This is a genomic window from Streptomyces sp. NPDC001851, from assembly GCF_040297165.1.
In the GTDB taxonomy this organism is placed as follows: Bacteria; Actinomycetota; Actinomycetes; order Streptomycetales; family Streptomycetaceae; genus Streptomyces.
In genome coordinates this window covers 117,856-132,440 of sequence record NZ_JBEOYR010000018.1, presented here as the reverse complement: position 1 = coordinate 132,440, position 14,585 = coordinate 117,856, and the positions used below count along the sequence as shown (strand labels likewise).

Below are 14,585 nucleotides of genomic sequence, written 5' to 3'. Positions count from 1 at the left end.
ACCGCCCGTCACACCACCCGCACCCCGCGCCGCCACACCCCGGTCACCAGCGGCACGCCCGGGCGGTAGGCGAGGTGGACGTGGCTGGGGGCGTCCAGGAGGGTCAGGTCCGCGCGGGCGCCGGGGGTGAGGCGGCCGATGTCGGTGCGGCGCAGGGCCGCCGCGCCGCCCGCCGTGGCCGACCAGACCGCTTCGTCCGGGGTCATCCGCATGTCGCGGACGGCCAGGGCGATGCAGAAGGGCACGGAGGAGGTGAAGGACGAGCCCGGGTTGCAGTCCGTGGACAGGGCGACGGTGACGCCCGCGTCCAGCAGCCGGCGGGCGTCGGGCCACTCGGCGCGGGTGGAGAACTCGGCGCCGGGCAGGAGCGTGGCCACCGTGCCGCCGTTCGCCAGGGCGTCCACGTCCGCGTCCGTGAGGTGCGTGCAGTGGTCGGCGCTGGCCGCGTCCAGCTCGACGGCGAGCTGGACACCGGGGCCGTAGGAGAGCTGGTTGGCGTGGATGCGCGGGTGCAGGCCCTTCGCCTTGCCGGCGGTGAGGATCGCGCGGGCCTGGTCGCCGTCGAAGGCGCCCTTCTCGCAGAAGACGTCGATCCAGCGGGCGTGCGGCGCGCACGCGTCCAGCATCTCGCCGGTGACCAGGGCGACATAGGCGGCCGGGTCACCGGCGTAGTCCGGGGAGACGATGTGCGCGCCGAGGTAGGTCACCTCGTCGGTGTGCTGTGCGGCGATCCGCAGCGCGCGGGACTCGTCCTCGACCGTGAGGCCGTAGCCCGACTTGGTCTCGAAGGTGGTGGTGCCCTGGCGGAGGGCCTCGTCGAGGTAACGGGTGAGGTTGGCCTCCAGTTCCGCGTCCGTCGCGGCGCGGGTGGCGGCGACCGTGGTGCGGATGCCGCCCGCCGTGTAGGAACGGCCGGACATGCGGGCGTTGAACTCCTGGGTGCGGTCTCCGGCGAAGACCAGGTGCGAGTGGGAGTCCACGAAGCCCGGCAGCACCGCCCGGCCGCCCGCGTCGACCCGATTGTCAGTGGCGGGTGCTTTGCTGGATTCACCGGTCCACGCGACGCGGTCGCCGTCGATGACGACGGCCGCGTCCTGGATCAGGCCGAGGGGGGAGCCGTCACCGAGGGAGGGGTCGTTGGTGACCAGCGTGGCGATGTTGGTGATGACGGTGCTGCTGCTCATGGTGTCCTCGTGGGTGGTCGTCAGGCGCGGAGGGCTTCGACCGCCCGCGCGAGAGCTTGCGGCACATCGGGTACGAGGGTGTGCGCCCCGTCGCGTACGACCTGCCGGCCGCCCACGACCGTATGCCGTACGTCCGCTGCCGTCGCCGCGAAGACGGCCGTCTCCGCGCCCAGCCGGGGCAGCGGGCCCGCTGTCCTGACCGAGTCGAGGGCGATCGTGGTGAAGTCGGCGAGGGCGCCGGTCTCCAGGGTGCCGGCCTCGTCCCAGCCGAGGGCGGCGTGACCGTCGGCGGTGGCGGCCCGCAGCAGGGCGGCGGCGGTCCAGTGGCCCCGGGTGCGGGTGCGCAGCCGCTCGTCCAGTTCCATCGCGCGCGCCTCTTCGAGCAGGTCGATGACGGCGTGGCTGTCGGAGCCGAGGGAGAGCGGTGAGCCGGCCCGCTGCAGGGCGACGGCCGGGCCGATGCCGTCGGCGAGGTCCCGCTCGGTCGTCGGGCACATGCAGGTGCCGGTGCGGGAGCCGCCGAGCAGGGCGATGTCCTCGTCGGTGAGGTGGGTGTTGTGCACACCGGTGGTGCGCGCGCCGAGGACACCGTGGTCGGCGAGCAGCCGGGTGGGCGTGCAGCCGTGCGCGGCGAGGCAGGCGTCGTTCTCGGCCGTCTGCTCCGACAGGTGCACATGCAGCGGCGCCCGCCGCTCCTCGGCCCACCCGGCGACGGTCGCCAACTGCCCGGCGGGCACGGCCCGTACGGAGTGGATCGCCGCCCCGATCCGCGCGTGATCCCGCTCCTTGAGAACTGCACAGCGTTCGGCCCAGGCCTCCGCGCTGCCGTCGGAGAAGCGCAGCTGGTGGTCGTTGGGGGCCTCACCGAAGCCGGCCGACAGGTAACAGGTGTCGAGGAGGGTGATCCGGATGCCGGCCTCGGCGGCGGCGTCCATCAGCGCCTCGCCCATGGCGTTCGGGTCGGCGTAGGGGGTGCCGCCGGGCGCGTGGTGCACGTAGTGGAACTCGCCGACGACGGTGACGCCGGCCAGGGCCATCTCGGCGTACACCGCGCGCGCCAGGGCGTGGTAGGTGTCCGGCGTCAGCCGGCCGGCGACGGAGTACATCACCTCACGCCAGGTCCAGAAGGTTCCGGAGCCGACCTGGACGGTGCCGCGCAGCGCCCGGTGGAAGGCGTGGCTGTGGGCGTTGGCGAGCCCCGGAAGGGTGAGCCCGCGCAGCACCTCGGCACCGGGCGGCGGGACGGGGACGCCGGTGCGGACGGCGCCGATCCGGCCGTCCGCCACCTCTATCACGACCCCCGGCTCGACGTTCGTGCCGAGCCAGGCGTGCTCCAACCAGTAGGTCCGCTCGGTCACCTGCAGGCCAGCCCTTCCAGTACGTCGGCGAGCGCGTGCACCCCGGCCACGCAGTCGTCCTCGGCGGCGAACTCGGCCGGGGAGTGCGAGACACCGGTGGGGTTGCGCACGAACAGCATGGCGGTGGGAATGCTCCCGGAGAGGATTCCGGCGTCGTGTCCCGCGCCGGTCCCCAGGACGGGCACCTTCAGGCCGGTGTCCTTGCCGAGGAGGCGGCCGAGTTCGTCGCGCAGCGCGTGATCGAACTCCACGACCGGCGTGAAGGACTCGCGCACGATGTCCAGGTCGATGCCGTGGGCGTCGGCGTACTCGCGTGCGGCCTTCTCCACTGCCCCGACCACCGTGTCCAGGGTCTCCTGGTCGGCGGCGCGGGAGTCGAGCCACCCGCGCACCAGGGAGGGAATCGCGTTCACCCCGTTGGGCTCCACCGCGATCTTCCCGAAGGTGGCGACGGCACCGGCGAGTTCGGCCTCGCGGCGGGCGGCGAGCACGGTCTCGGCGTAGGACAGCATCGGGTCGCGCCGGTCGACCAGCCGGGTGGTGCCGGCGTGGTTGGCCTCGCCCCGGAAGTCGAACCGCCAGCGGCCGTGCGGCCAGATGGCGCTGGCGACGCCCACCCGGTCCCCGGACAGGTCCAGGGCCCGCCCCTGCTCGACGTGCAGCTCGACGAAGGCGCCGATCCGGGCCAGCCGCTCGGGGTCGGCCCCGATGCCCTCGGGGTCGTACCCGGCGGCCTCCATCGCCTGCGGGAGCGTGATCCCGTCGCCGTCGGTGAGCCGGTGGGCCTGCTCGACGGTCAGCTGCCCGGCGGTGAGCCGGGAGCCGACACAGGCGAGCCCGAACCGGGCCCCTTCCTCGTCCCCGAAGTTGACGATGGCGAGGGGCCTGGTGAACCGCACTCCCCTGCCGCGCAGTTCGTCGAGAGCCGCGAAGGAGGACACCACGCCGAGCGGACCGTCGAAGGCACCCCCGTCGGGCACGGAGTCCAGGTGGGACCCGGTGACGACGGCGTCCCCGGCAGCGGGGTCACCGAGCCAGGCCCACTGGTTGCCGTTCCGGTCGACTTCGTAGGCCAGCCCGCGGTGTTCGGCCTGCTGCTCGAACCAGGCCCGGCAGTCGGCGTCGGCCCCGGTCCAGGCATAGCGGCGGTAGCCGCCGGAGTCGGGGTGCCGCCCGACGGGGAGCAGCTCGCGCCACATCTCGTGGAAGGAGGGGGCGCTCGGGGCAGGCCGTACAGGCTGTGGGCAGTCGTTCCGCGGGGCGATGGGGGTCCCCCCGGTCGAGCGAAGCCGAGACTGGGGGCCGGTGGGCACAGCCGGACCCGTACCCGGCGACGGGGCCTCAGCCCCCACCGGAGAGTTGCCGCTGTGCCCGACCTGGTCCTGGGTCACGCGCCGTCACCCTCACGCATCGGCACCCGAACCCCCCGCTCCTGCGCAACCGACTCCGCGATGTCGTACCCCGCGTCCACATGCCGGATGACGCCCATACCCGGGTCGTTGGTGAGAACGCGCCGGATCTTCTCGCCACCCAGCTTCGTGCCGTCGGCCACGGTCACCTGACCGGCGTGGATGGACCGTCCCATCCCGACGCCGCCACCGTGGTGGAGGGACACCCACGACGCACCGGAAGCCACGTTGACCATCGCGTTCAGCAGCGGCCAGTCGGCGATCGCGTCGGACCCGTCGAGCATCGCCTCGGTCTCGCGGTACGGCGAGGCCACCGACCCGCAGTCCAGGTGGTCGCGGCCGATCGCCAGCGGAGCCGCCAGCTCACCGGAGGCCACCATGTCGTTGAAGCGCTCACCGGCCTTGTCGCGCTCGCCGTAGCCGAGCCAGCAGATACGCGCGGGCAGACCCTGGAAGTGGACGCGCTCGCCGGCCATCTTGATCCAGCGGGCCAGGGACTCGTTCTCCGGGAACAGCTCCAGGATCGCCTTGTCGGTCTTGGCGATGTCGGCGGGGTCGCCGGACAGGGCGGCCCAGCGGAAGGGGCCCTTGCCCTCGCAGAAGAGCGGGCGGATGTAGGCCGGCACGAAGCCGGGGAAGGCGAACGCCCGGTCGTATCCGGCCAGTTGGGCCTCACCACGGATGGAGTTGCCGTAGTCGAACACCTCGGCGCCGGCGTCCATGAAGCCGACCATGGCCTCGACGTGCCTGGCCATGGACTCGCGGGCGCGCGTGGTGAAGCCGGCCGGGTCCTTCGCGGCGGCGTCGGCCATGTCCTCGAAGGCCACGCCCACCGGCAGGTAGGCCAGCGGGTCGTGGGCGGAGGTCTGGTCGGTGACGATGTCGATGGGGGCGTTCATCGCGAGCAGCTGCGGGACCAGTTCGGCCGCGTTGCCGAGGACGCCGATGGACAGCGGCCTCCGCTGGTCGCGGGCCTCGGTGGCCAGCTGGAGGGCGTGGTCGAGGGAGTCGGCCCTGACGTCCAGGTAACGGTGCTCGATGCGGCGCTCGATGGCGCGCGGGTCGCAGTCGATACAGATCGCGACGCCGTCGTTCATCGTGACGGCGAGGGGCTGGGCGCCGCCCATGCCGCCGAGGCCGGCGGTGAGGGTGATGGTGCCCGCGAGGGTGCCGTTGAACTTCTTCGCGGCGACGGCGGCGAAGGTCTCGTAGGTGCCCTGCAGGATGCCCTGGGTGCCGATGTAGATCCAGGAGCCGGCGGTCATCTGGCCGTACATGGTCAGGCCGAGGGCCTCCAGACGGCGGAACTCCTCCCAGTTGGCCCAGTCGCCGACCAGGTTGGAGTTGGCGATGAGGACACGCGGGGCCCACTCGTGGGTCTGCATGACGCCGACCGGGCGGCCGGACTGGACCAGCATGGTCTCGTCCTGCTTGAGGGTCCTCAGGGTGCGCACCATGGCGTCGAAGGAGCGCCAGTCCCGGGCGGCCTTGCCGGTGCCGCCGTAGACGACGAGCTTGTCGGGGTGCTCGGCGACCTCGGGGTCGAGGTTGTTCTGCAGCATGCGCAGGGCGGCCTCCTGCTGCCATCCCAGGGCGCTGAGTTCCGTGCCGCGCGGTGCTCGTACGGGGCGGGGTCCCGACATCGTCTGCCTCCTCCTGTTACTGCGTCTATTCACATCCTGTCCGCCTGAATAGAACTAGTCAATACATCGGGCCGCACCCGTCCGCGCGCCGTCGGTGTTTGGCTGGATGTACGCGGGACGGACATCAGGGGACACGAGGGGACACCGGAGCACACGAGAGGACATGAGGGAGAGGCCGTGGAGCGGGACATCGAGACGGAGGCCCCCGAGGCGCGGGAGCGCGCCGCCCGGCGGGACGAGGCGGTGCGGGCCGCCGTGGAGCAGGGGCTGCTGGGGCCGGACGCCGCCGTGGTGGGGCTGCTGGACGTGACCGGGATCCGGGAGTCGGCGGCGGCCCTGCGGGCCGCGTTCGGCGCGGTCCTGCCGCCCGGGACGCCGGTGCTGCACGCCTTCGCGGTGAAGGCGACCCCGCTGGTGCCGGTGCTGCGGCTGCTGCACGAGGCGGGCATCGGCGCCGAGGTGGCCAGCCCGGGCGAGCTGGCGCTGGCCCGCGCGGCCGGGGTGCCGGCCGGCCGGACCGTGCTGGACTCGCCCGCCAAGACCCCGGCGGAGCTGCGCGAGGCGCTGGCGCTGGGTATCGCGGTGAACGCCGACAATCCGCAGGAGCTGGACCGCCTGGACGCCCTGGTCGGCTCCGCGCCCAGCCGGTCCCCGCTCGGCATCCGGGTGAACCCGCAGGTCGGCGGCGGCACGATCGGGGCGACCTCGACGGCGACCGAGACCTCGAAGTTCGGGGTGGCGCTGCGCGACGAGGGGGCGCGCGAGTGGGTCGTGCGGGCGTACCTGGACCGGCCGTGGCTGACCCGGCTGCACGCGCACACCGGCTCGCAGGGCATCCCGCTGGCGCTGCTGGCGCGGGGTGCGGCGGAGGCGTACGCGCTCGCGGAGGAGATCAACGAGCGGGCGGGGCGGCGGCAGGTCGACACGCTGGACATCGGCGGCGGGCTGCCGGTGAACTTCGCGGCCGAGGCGACGGCACCGTCGTACGCGGAGTACGCCCGGCTGCTGGCCGGTCAGGTGCCGGGGCTGTTCGACGGGCGGTACGGGCTGGTGACCGAGTTCGGGCGGTCGCTGCTGGCCAAGCACGGCACGGTGGTGGCCCGGGTGGAGTACGCCAAGAGCGCGGGCGGGCGGCGGATCGCGGTGACGCACGCGGGCGTGCAGGTGGCGACGCGGACCGTGTACGCGCCGGGGGCGTGGCCGCTGAGGATCGGCGCCTACGACGCCAAGGGGCGGCCGAAGCCGGGGCCGGAGGTGGTGCAGGACGTGGCCGGGCCGGCCTGCTTCTCGGGCGACCTGCTGGCGGAGGGCCGCGCGCTGCCCCTGCTGGAGCAGGGCGACTACGCGGCGGCGCTGGACACGGGCGCGTACTACTTCGCCCACCACTACGCCTACAACTCGCTTGCCCGGCCCGGCATCTACGGATTCGCACCGGACGGTTCGGGCGGGGTCGCCTTCGCCACCGTGCGGGAGCCGCAGACGGTCGCCGAGGTGGTGGCGGAGTCCGGCGGGGCGCATGCGTCGGCGCTCACCGCCCTCCGGGTCAGCTGACCCACACTAGTACGCCGGATGCACGTTCCACTGGAAAATGCCAAAGACTCCCCCCTTCGCGCGCACGGTGCGTAGTGTCACTGTCACTCAGCCGGAGGCCCAGGCGGGAGGGGAACCCACGGTGCCCGGAATCGACGAGTGCCTGCTGGAAGCGATGCGGTTACCCGGTGCACGGGGAGCGGCACTGGTGGACTGGACGAGCGGACTGGCGCTCGGCACGGTCGGGGAGGCCCCTGGCGGCGATCACGAGACGACCGCCGCCGAGGCCGCCGAACTGGCCCGGATGGCCGCCGAGCACGGCGCCTTCGCGGCTCACGCGGACGGCCACCCGCCCGTCGAGGACGTGATCGTCAGCAGTCACGACAGCTATCACCTGCTGCGGTTCGTGGACACGTCCTTCGACAGCAGCGTCTTCCTGCACCTGTGGCTCGGCCGCGAGGAGGGCAATCTCGCGCTGGCCCGGATCCGGCTCGGCGAGATGGCGGACCGGCTGGTGCTGGGATGACCGTGGTGCAGACACCTCCGCCGCCGCTGCCCGTGCGGGACAGGTCGGCCACCCGGGCACTGTCACCGATGCTGACCCGGCTCGCCGAGGAGCGGGCCACCGGCGTCCTGGAGCGCGAGCACGGCACCCTGTACCTCGCCGAGGGCCGGGTGGTGCACGCCGTGAGCCCGCTCGCCCCCGGTATCGACGTGCTCCTCACGGCCCACGGCACCCTCGCGGCCGCCGCCTGGCAGCGGGCCGCCGCCCGGACCGGCGGCCCGCTGCGGGCCGCCGAACTCCTCCTGGAGTCCGGGGCGTTACCGGCCGGCGCGCTGGAGCTGTGCCATCTGGACGCGCTGTACGACGCCGGGTACTTCACCCTGGCCCCGAGCAGCACCCCGGGACGCTTCCGCTACGACAACGCGCCCCGCGTCGGCCCGCTGCCCTCGGTCCCGGTCGTCGCCCTGGAACGCGAGACCCTGCGCCGGCGCCTGATGCTGCACCGGCTGTGGCCGGACCCGGCCGCCGACAGCGCCCCGCTGATCCGCGCGGACCCCGCCCATCCGGCCGCCACCGCGCCCGTCACCCCCCGGCAGCGGGCGGTCCTGGATCGGGTGGACGGTATCCGCACGGCCACCGCGATCGCCCGGAACCTGGGCCGGCAGGCCTTCCACACGCTGGTCGACGTACGCCGGCTCGCGGCGGCCGGGCAGATCGCCCCACTGGCACCCGCCGCCACGGAACCCGCCCCGCCGCCCCCACCCCCGGTCACCGACCCCGACATCGCGCTGCTGAAGAGGCTCAGGGATGCGCTGGAGGCGCTTTGAACGGCACCGCCCCGCCGAGAGGAGAGAGCTGATGGTGTCCGAGGAGGACCTCCGGGCCGTCCTGGACGAGCTGCACCGGCTGCGCACCCGGGTGCCGCAGCTCACCGGCGCCCTGGCGGCAGGCGTCGACGGACTCGTCGTCGCCCACGACACTCCCGGGATCGACCCGGAGGGCCTGTCCGCGCTCACCGCCGCCGCGCTCGGCGTCGCCGTGCGGATCAGCGACGCCACCGGCAACGGCGGCTTCCGGGAACTGCTGGTGCGCGGCGAGCGCGGCTACATCGCCAGCTATGCGGCCGGCCGCACCGCCGTACTGACCCTGCTCGCCGAAGGCCGGGTCAACGTGGGCCGGCTGCACCTGGAGGGCCGGCGGTCCGGCGCCCGCATCGGGGAGCTGCTGGACGCCGCCGAGGCCGCCGCCCGGGAGGCCCGCCGGCCCGCGCGGCCCCTGGGCGCCGTCGGCACCGCACCCCCGCCCCCTGTCCGCACGCCCCGCACGCCCCCCGCCCCGAGCGCCGACGCGCGCACCGCGACCGACGGCTGAGACACCCGAACCACCCGACCGCTCCGAAAGGACCACCATGGCCAACACCGAGACCGCGCTGAAGGAAGCCCTCACCTCCATCGAGGGCGCCACCGGCGTCGCGCTCGTCGACTACACCAGCGGGATGGCGCTGGGCACGATGGGCGGCAGCAAGACCTTCGACCTGAACGTGGCCGCGGCGGGCAACACCGACGTGATCCGCGCCAAGATGCGCACCATGGAGATGCTGGGCCTCAAGGCCGAGATCGAGGACGTCCTGATCACGCTGACGGACCAGTACCACCTGATCCGCCTGCTCAAGAGCCGCGGCGGCAACGGCCTGTTCCTCTACCTGGTCCTCGACTCCTCCCGGGCCAACCTGGCGATGGCCCGGCACCAGCTGAAGAGGATCGAGGAGGAGCTGGAGGTCTAGTCAGACGAGGGCCGCGGTACGGCGGCGGGCCCCGCCCGGGGCCGCGTCGCCGGCCGCGATGCCCGTACCGCGCAGCCCCTTCACGGCCTTGCCCGCCGGGCCTCCGCCGCGCCGGTCGAGCCAGTCGACCCGGACCCACAGCAGCGTCTCCGCGTCCCGCTCCCGCCGCCCGATCCAGGCGGCCTTGAGCCACAGCCCGGTGCCGAGCCCGGCCAGCAGCATGCCGCCGGCCGCGGGCACGGCGAGGGCGGAGCCGAGCGCGGCGGCCCAGGCCGACAGCAGCCACCAGCGGTGCCCCCGGCGCCAGTTGCGCACGGTCACCGCGCGGTCCTGCAGCACGTCGTACTTGCCCGCGCGGGCCGCACCGCGCGCGAGGGCGCCGTACCGCCGGCGTCGTACCAGCGCCATGACGGCCGCGCCCGCCAGGAACAGCACGGCCCCGGCGAGCACCCCGGTCCTGCGCCCGGTCACCCCCTGCGGCAGCACACCGATCCCGGCGGCGAACACCCCCGACCACCACAGCGGTGCGGCCCCCGCCCGTACGACGACGGCCACCCGGGCCAGCCCCTGTCCTCCGCGCGCCACGTCAGCCTCCCGTGTCACGTGTCCGCGAACAAAGCTCGTGGGGAACCTAGTGGCAGAACGTGAGACGAATCTGAGAACACACGCGGAAGGCGGCCGGTCACTCCACGAACAGACCCCGGGCCGCCGCCTTCGCGTCGAACTCCTCCAGCCGGGCCTGCGCCTCGGGCAGGTCGTCGCAGACGGCCTCCAGCAGCACCCGCCCGAGCAGCATCGGCGCGCACGCGGTGTCGAAGGCGAGCCCGGTGCCGACGGCGGCGGGCAGCAGCAGATCGGAGTGCTTGGCGACCGGGGCGAACGCGGAGTCGGCGACCGTGACGGTCGTCAGGCCCGCGTCCCTGGCGTAGGCGAGGGTGTCGACGACCTCCCGCGGGTGCCGGGGCAGCGCGAAGCACAGCAGTGCGGAGGCGCCGGCGCGGACGGCCGCGTCGATGCGGTCCTGGATCATCGTGCCGCCCTCGTTGAGCAGCCGGACGTCCGGGTGCACCTTGGCGGCGAAGTAGGCGAAGCCGTACGCCTGGGAGGCGGCGGCGCGCAGGCCGAGCACCGGCAGCGGACGCGAGGCGGCCAGGATCCGGCCGGCCTTCTGCACCGGGCGGGGGTCGGCGAGCAGGGCGGCCAGGTGCCTCAGATTCTCGATCTCGGCCTCGACGGCCTGCTGGTACTCGTTGAAGGAGCCCCCCTCGGCGGCCGGTTCGGCCGGGACGACCTCACGCAGGTGCTTGCGCAGCGCCGGATAGCCGTCGAAGCCGAGCGCGACGGCGAACCGGGTCACCGACGGCTGGCTGACCCCGGCCAGTTCGGCCAGCTCCACGCTGGACAGGAAGGGCACGTCGGCGGCCCGCCGCACCATGCTGTGCGCGATCCGGCGCTGGGTCGGGGTGAGCCGGTGCCCTTCGAAGAGCGCCTGCAGGCGGTTGGCGGGGCTGTCGGTCGCGCCCTCGGAAGCCATGTCGCCGGAGGCCACACCGGTAATCCTGTCCACGCTCATGACGCGCTTCCCCTCCAGATCCGATCCTGCCCTGCGACCACCGAAACCTATTCAGCCACCAAGAACTCTGCATGACCCTATACAGCCAGGCAAGGGGCCCGCGGCCCGGCGCGAAGAGGGGGGTTGTCCCCAGTGCGGCGGGAGTGATCGCTCCGTAGGCTCGGGCCCATGAGCACACTGGACTCGCCGGACGCGAGCCTGAAGAAGGACGCGGACCTGCGCAAGGAACTCGACGCCACCGTCCGGGCCCGCACGGACCTGGGCGCCGACTACGACTCCGCGCTGGTCGACTCCTTCCTGGAGAAGGTCGAGCAGCGGATCGACGACGCGGTGGACCGCCGGGTGCGGCGGCACCTGGCCGAGCAGCGGATGGAGAGCACGCGCGGCGCGCGGCGCCCGAAGGCCGCCGACACCTGGCCGGAGCGGTTCGGGTTCGCCGTCATCTCGCTGGTCCTGGCGATCCCGCTGACCGCCGTCGGCGGCGGCATCGCGGGGACGGCCGGGACGCTGGCCACCTGGGCCGGCATCGTCGGCGTCAACGTCGCCCAGGCGGTGCGCACCAACCCGGAGCTGTTCACCGGGCGGCGGCACACCTCGTCCGGGGACTGACCGGTCCTCGAAGACGGCGGAGCGCCTCGCTCTGCCGGGCAGTCGGGAATCCGGTACGGCGCGCTGAGCCCCGCGGGAAGAGGTTGCGCGGGGACCGCCGCACCCCCGTTGCCGGGGGGCGGGACGACGGCGGTCCCCGCGAGGGACACGGGCCGGGTCAGGGCCGGGCTCCGCGTCCGTGGCGTCCATGGAGGTCCGGGAGCCGCTCCGGAGGTCCCTGGCGCCGTTCGGTGCCGGCCGGGGAGGGGAGCCGCTCCCTCCCTGCCGACACCCACGACTGTGCCGGACGCGTGTTAAGCGGGTGCTGCGCGCACATGACACGCTTGTACCGCTTCCGCGAACCCCTGGCCCTTACCCGGGTCGGCTACTTGTTGCCGCCCTTGGCCAGGAAGGCCAGCAGATCCTGCCGGCTGACCACGCCGGTCGGCTTGCCCTCGACCAGGACGATCGCCGCGTCGGCCGAGCCGAGCACGGACATCAGGTCGCCGACCGGCTCACCGGAGCCGACCTGGGGCAGCGGGGCGGACATGTGCTTCTCCAGCGGGTCGTCGAGGGAGGCGCGCTTGCTGAAGAGCGCGTCCAGCAACTCCCGCTCCACGACCGACCCGACGACCTCGGCGGCCATCACGTCCGGGTGACCGGCGCCCGGCTTGACGACCGGCATCTGCGAGACGCCGTACTCACGCAGCACCTCGATGGCCTGGCCGACGGTCTCCTCCGGGTGCATGTGCACGAGGGAGGGGATGATGCCGCCCGCCTTGTCGTTCAGGACGTCGGCGACGCGGGCGCTCGGGCCCTCGTCCTCCAGGAAGCCGTAGTCGGCCATCCACTCGTCGTTGAAGATCTTCGACAGGTACCCGCGGCCGCTGTCCGGCAGCAGGACGACCACGACGTCGTCCGGGCCGAGCCGCTCGGCGACCCGCAGGGCGGCGACGACGGCCATGCCGCAGGAGCCGCCGACGAGCAGGCCCTCCTCCTTGGCGAGGCGGCGGGTCATCTGGAAGGCGTCCTTGTCGGACACGGCGACGATCTCGTCGGCGACGGTGCGGTCGTAGGCGGTCGGCCAGAAGTCCTCACCGACGCCCTCGATCAGGTACGGCCGCCCGGAGCCGCCGGAGTACACCGAGCCCTCGGGGTCGGCGCCGATGACCTGGACCCTGCCGTCGCTGGCATCCTTCAGATAGCGGCCGGTGCCGGAGATGGTGCCGCCGGTGCCGACGCCCGCCACGAAGTGGGTGATCTTCCCCTCGGTCTGCTCCCACAGCTCGGGGCCGGTCGAGTGGTAGTGCGAGAGCGGGTTGTTGGGGTTGGAGTACTGGTCCGGCTTCCAGGCACCCGGGGTCTCCCGGACGAGCCGGTCGGAGACGTTGTAGTAGGAGTCCGGGTGCTCGGGCGCCACGGCGGTCGGGCAGACGACCACTTCGGCGCCGTACGCGCGCAGCACGTTGATCTTGTCGGTGGAGACCTTGTCAGGGCAGACGAAGATGCACTTGTAGCCCTTCTGCTGGGCGACGATCGCCAGCCCCACACCGGTGTTGCCACTGGTCGGCTCGACGATCGTGCCGCCCGGCTTCAGTTCCCCGCTCTCCTCGGCGGCCTCGATCATGCGCAGGGCGATGCGGTCCTTCACGGAGCCGCCCGGGTTGAAGTACTCCACCTTGGCCAGGACGGTGGCCTGGATGCCCTTGGTCACGTTGTTGAGCCGCACCAGCGGGGTATCGCCGACGAGGCTGATCATCGAGTCGTGGAATCGCACCGTTGTCTCCGGTCGCTGCAAAAGAAGTGTTCGTAGTGGTGTCGCCAGCCTAAGGCCAGCTGTGTGGCCGTGGCGGTCGTTCACTCCCCGTTGAGATTGACACACGGTCAGTACGGGGCAAGGAGTGGATGTACGGCTATGAGGAGGTGGCGGCGACGCATGACGAGCATGTCGAGGGCGAGAGTGGCCCGCCGCATCGCGGCCGGAGCGGCGTACGGCGGTGGCGGGGCCGGGCTGATCGGCGCGGCCGCCGTCGGTCTGCTGCTGGCGGAGGTCCGTCTGGCGCGGCGCCATGTGGGCAACGGCGGCGGCGGCCGGGTCCCGGTGGCCGACGGTGTGTACGGCCACGCGTACGACGTCCCCGGAGAACCGCCTCTCCGCCTGACCATGCTCGGTGACTCCACGGCGGCCGGGCAGGGCGTGCACCGGTCGGGCCAGACACCGGGCGCGCTGCTGGCCTCGGGGCTCGCGGCGGTGGCGGAACGCCCGGTCGAGCTCCGCAACGTGGCCCTGCCGGGCGCCCAGTCCGACGACCTGGACCGCCAGGTCGCCCTGGTCCTGTCCTCCTCGTCCCCCGTCCCGGACATCTGCGTGATCATGATCGGCGCGAACGACGTGACGCACCGGATGCCGCCGACCCGTTCGGTACGGCACCTGTCGACGGCGGTACGACGGCTGCGGACGGCCGGTGCGGAGGTGGTGGTCGGCACGTGTCCCGACCTCGGCACCATCGAGCCGGTGCAGCAGCCGCTGCGCTGGCTGGCCCGGCGGGCCTCCCGGCAGCTGGCGGCGGCGCAGACGATCGGGGTGGTGGAGCAGGGGGGCCGGACGGTGTCCCTGGGCGACCTGCTCGGCCCCGAGTTCGAGGCGAATCCGCGGGAGCTGTTCGGCCCCGACAACTACCACCCGTCGGCCGAGGGGTACGCGACCGCCGCCATGGCCGTGCTGCCCACGGTGTGCGCGGCGCTGGGTCTGTGGCCGGCGGAGGAGGAACGGCCGGACGTGTCGCGGCGCGAGGGGTTCCTGCCGGTCGCCCGCGCTGCCGCCGAGGCGGCGTCGGAGGCGGGCACCGAGGTGACCGCCGCCATGCCCACGGGCCCGCGCGGACCGTGGGCGCTGCTGAAACGCCGCCGCCGCCGGCGGGTACCCGAGGCGGAGCCGGCAAGGCCGTCGGTGTGACGGCCGGGCACAGGCAAGCAAGCGCTTAGTAAATTGCGGTCAGTGTCACACCGCGA

Annotated in this window: 14 protein-coding genes; 7 read left to right on the top strand and 7 right to left on the bottom strand. The window is 73.4% G+C overall.

From position 1 onward, the window contains the following. Positions 1-8: 8 nt before the first annotated feature. From hutI to hutU, 4 genes are all read right to left on the bottom strand, one after another. Positions 9-1,184 carry an imidazolonepropionase gene (gene hutI, locus ABT171_RS26150; RefSeq protein ID WP_351247811.1) on the bottom strand — a complete coding sequence of 392 codons (1,176 nt, stop codon included), beginning with the start codon at positions 1,182-1,184 and terminating at the stop codon, positions 9-11. A 20-nt stretch (positions 1,185-1,204) separates the two neighbouring features. After that, positions 1,205-2,542 (bottom strand): formimidoylglutamate deiminase, encoded by a 1,338-nt coding sequence (locus tag ABT171_RS26145; protein WP_503076583.1) that lies wholly within the window; start codon positions 2,540-2,542, stop codon positions 1,205-1,207. Next, positions 2,539-3,741 carry an allantoate amidohydrolase gene (locus tag ABT171_RS26140; RefSeq protein WP_351247809.1) on the bottom strand — a complete coding sequence of 401 codons (1,203 nt, stop codon included), beginning with the start codon at positions 3,739-3,741 and terminating at the stop codon, positions 2,539-2,541. Before ABT171_RS26140 ends, ABT171_RS26145 begins: the two co-directional genes overlap by 4 nt. Before the next feature lie 188 nt (positions 3,742-3,929). After that, positions 3,930-5,594 carry a urocanate hydratase gene (gene hutU / locus ABT171_RS26135; protein WP_351247807.1) on the bottom strand — a complete coding sequence of 555 codons (1,665 nt, stop codon included), beginning with the start codon at positions 5,592-5,594 and terminating at the stop codon, positions 3,930-3,932. A gap of 177 nt (positions 5,595-5,771) precedes the next feature. On the opposite strand from hutU, the gene ABT171_RS26130 reads away from it, so the two are divergent. The 5 genes from ABT171_RS26130 (at position 5,772) to ABT171_RS26110 (ending at position 9,412) form a co-directional block, all read left to right on the top strand. Next, the gene (locus ABT171_RS26130) at positions 5,772-7,145 is read left to right on the top strand and encodes a type III PLP-dependent enzyme domain-containing protein (RefSeq protein ID WP_351247805.1); all 1,374 of its coding nucleotides are present in this window, start codon (positions 5,772-5,774) and stop codon (positions 7,143-7,145) included. 121 nt (positions 7,146-7,266) lie between these two features. Continuing rightward, positions 7,267-7,650: a hypothetical protein gene (locus ABT171_RS26125; RefSeq protein ID WP_351247804.1), complete on the top strand. Its 384-nt coding sequence runs from the start codon at positions 7,267-7,269 to the stop codon at positions 7,648-7,650. Then, complete coding sequence (locus tag ABT171_RS26120; RefSeq protein WP_351247802.1) at positions 7,647-8,456, top strand: transcriptional regulator; 810 nt, start codon at positions 7,647-7,649, stop codon at positions 8,454-8,456. Before ABT171_RS26125 ends, ABT171_RS26120 begins: the two co-directional genes overlap by 4 nt. Before the next feature lie 31 nt (positions 8,457-8,487). Then, positions 8,488-9,000, top strand: a complete 513-nt coding sequence (locus ABT171_RS26115; protein WP_351247800.1) for a roadblock/LC7 domain-containing protein — start codon at positions 8,488-8,490, stop codon at positions 8,998-9,000. Positions 9,001-9,037: 37 nt separating this feature from the next. Continuing rightward, the gene (locus tag ABT171_RS26110; RefSeq protein WP_351247798.1) at positions 9,038-9,412 is read left to right on the top strand and encodes a roadblock/LC7 domain-containing protein; all 375 of its coding nucleotides are present in this window, start codon (positions 9,038-9,040) and stop codon (positions 9,410-9,412) included. Here the strand turns inward: ABT171_RS26110 and ABT171_RS26105 are convergent, their stop codons facing one another. Next, a complete protein-coding gene (locus ABT171_RS26105; RefSeq protein WP_351247796.1) occupies positions 9,413-9,997 on the bottom strand; it encodes a hypothetical protein in 585 nt (194 codons plus the stop codon). It lies immediately after the preceding gene. Positions 9,998-10,094: 97 nt separating this feature from the next. Continuing rightward, positions 10,095-10,985, bottom strand: coding sequence for a MurR/RpiR family transcriptional regulator (locus ABT171_RS26100; RefSeq protein ID WP_351247794.1), 891 nt, complete (start codon positions 10,983-10,985; stop codon positions 10,095-10,097). Between the two features lie 168 nt (positions 10,986-11,153). On the opposite strand from ABT171_RS26100, the gene ABT171_RS26095 reads away from it, so the two are divergent. Next, positions 11,154-11,594 carry a hypothetical protein gene (locus ABT171_RS26095; RefSeq protein ID WP_351247792.1) on the top strand — a complete coding sequence of 147 codons (441 nt, stop codon included), beginning with the start codon at positions 11,154-11,156 and terminating at the stop codon, positions 11,592-11,594. Positions 11,595-11,958: 364 nt separating this feature from the next. On the opposite strand, the gene ABT171_RS26090 is transcribed toward ABT171_RS26095, so the two are convergent. Continuing rightward, positions 11,959-13,350: a cystathionine beta-synthase gene (locus ABT171_RS26090; RefSeq protein ID WP_351247790.1), complete on the bottom strand. Its 1,392-nt coding sequence runs from the start codon at positions 13,348-13,350 to the stop codon at positions 11,959-11,961. 159 nt (positions 13,351-13,509) lie between these two features. On the opposite strand from ABT171_RS26090, the gene ABT171_RS26085 reads away from it, so the two are divergent. Then, complete coding sequence (locus ABT171_RS26085; RefSeq protein ID WP_351247788.1) at positions 13,510-14,529, top strand: SGNH/GDSL hydrolase family protein; 1,020 nt, start codon at positions 13,510-13,512, stop codon at positions 14,527-14,529. Positions 14,530-14,585 lie beyond the last annotated feature (56 nt).

Coding starts and splice junctions, on each gene's coding strand:
- hutI (WP_351247811.1), bottom strand. CDS start 1,184: ATGAGCAGCAGCACCGTCATCACCAACATCGCCACGCTGGTCACCAAC.
- ABT171_RS26140 (WP_351247809.1), bottom strand. CDS start 3,741: ATGTGGCGCGAGCTGCTCCCCGTCGGGCGGCACCCCGACTCCGGCGGC.
- hutU (WP_351247807.1), bottom strand. CDS start 5,594: ATGTCGGGACCCCGCCCCGTACGAGCACCGCGCGGCACGGAACTCAGC.
- ABT171_RS26120 (WP_351247802.1), top strand. CDS start 7,647: ATGACCGTGGTGCAGACACCTCCGCCGCCGCTGCCCGTGCGGGACAGG.
- ABT171_RS26115 (WP_351247800.1), top strand. CDS start 8,488: ATGGTGTCCGAGGAGGACCTCCGGGCCGTCCTGGACGAGCTGCACCGG.
- ABT171_RS26110 (WP_351247798.1), top strand. CDS start 9,038: ATGGCCAACACCGAGACCGCGCTGAAGGAAGCCCTCACCTCCATCGAG.
- ABT171_RS26100 (WP_351247794.1), bottom strand. CDS start 10,985: ATGAGCGTGGACAGGATTACCGGTGTGGCCTCCGGCGACATGGCTTCC.
- ABT171_RS26095 (WP_351247792.1), top strand. CDS start 11,154: ATGAGCACACTGGACTCGCCGGACGCGAGCCTGAAGAAGGACGCGGAC.
- ABT171_RS26085 (WP_351247788.1), top strand. CDS start 13,510: ATGACGAGCATGTCGAGGGCGAGAGTGGCCCGCCGCATCGCGGCCGGA.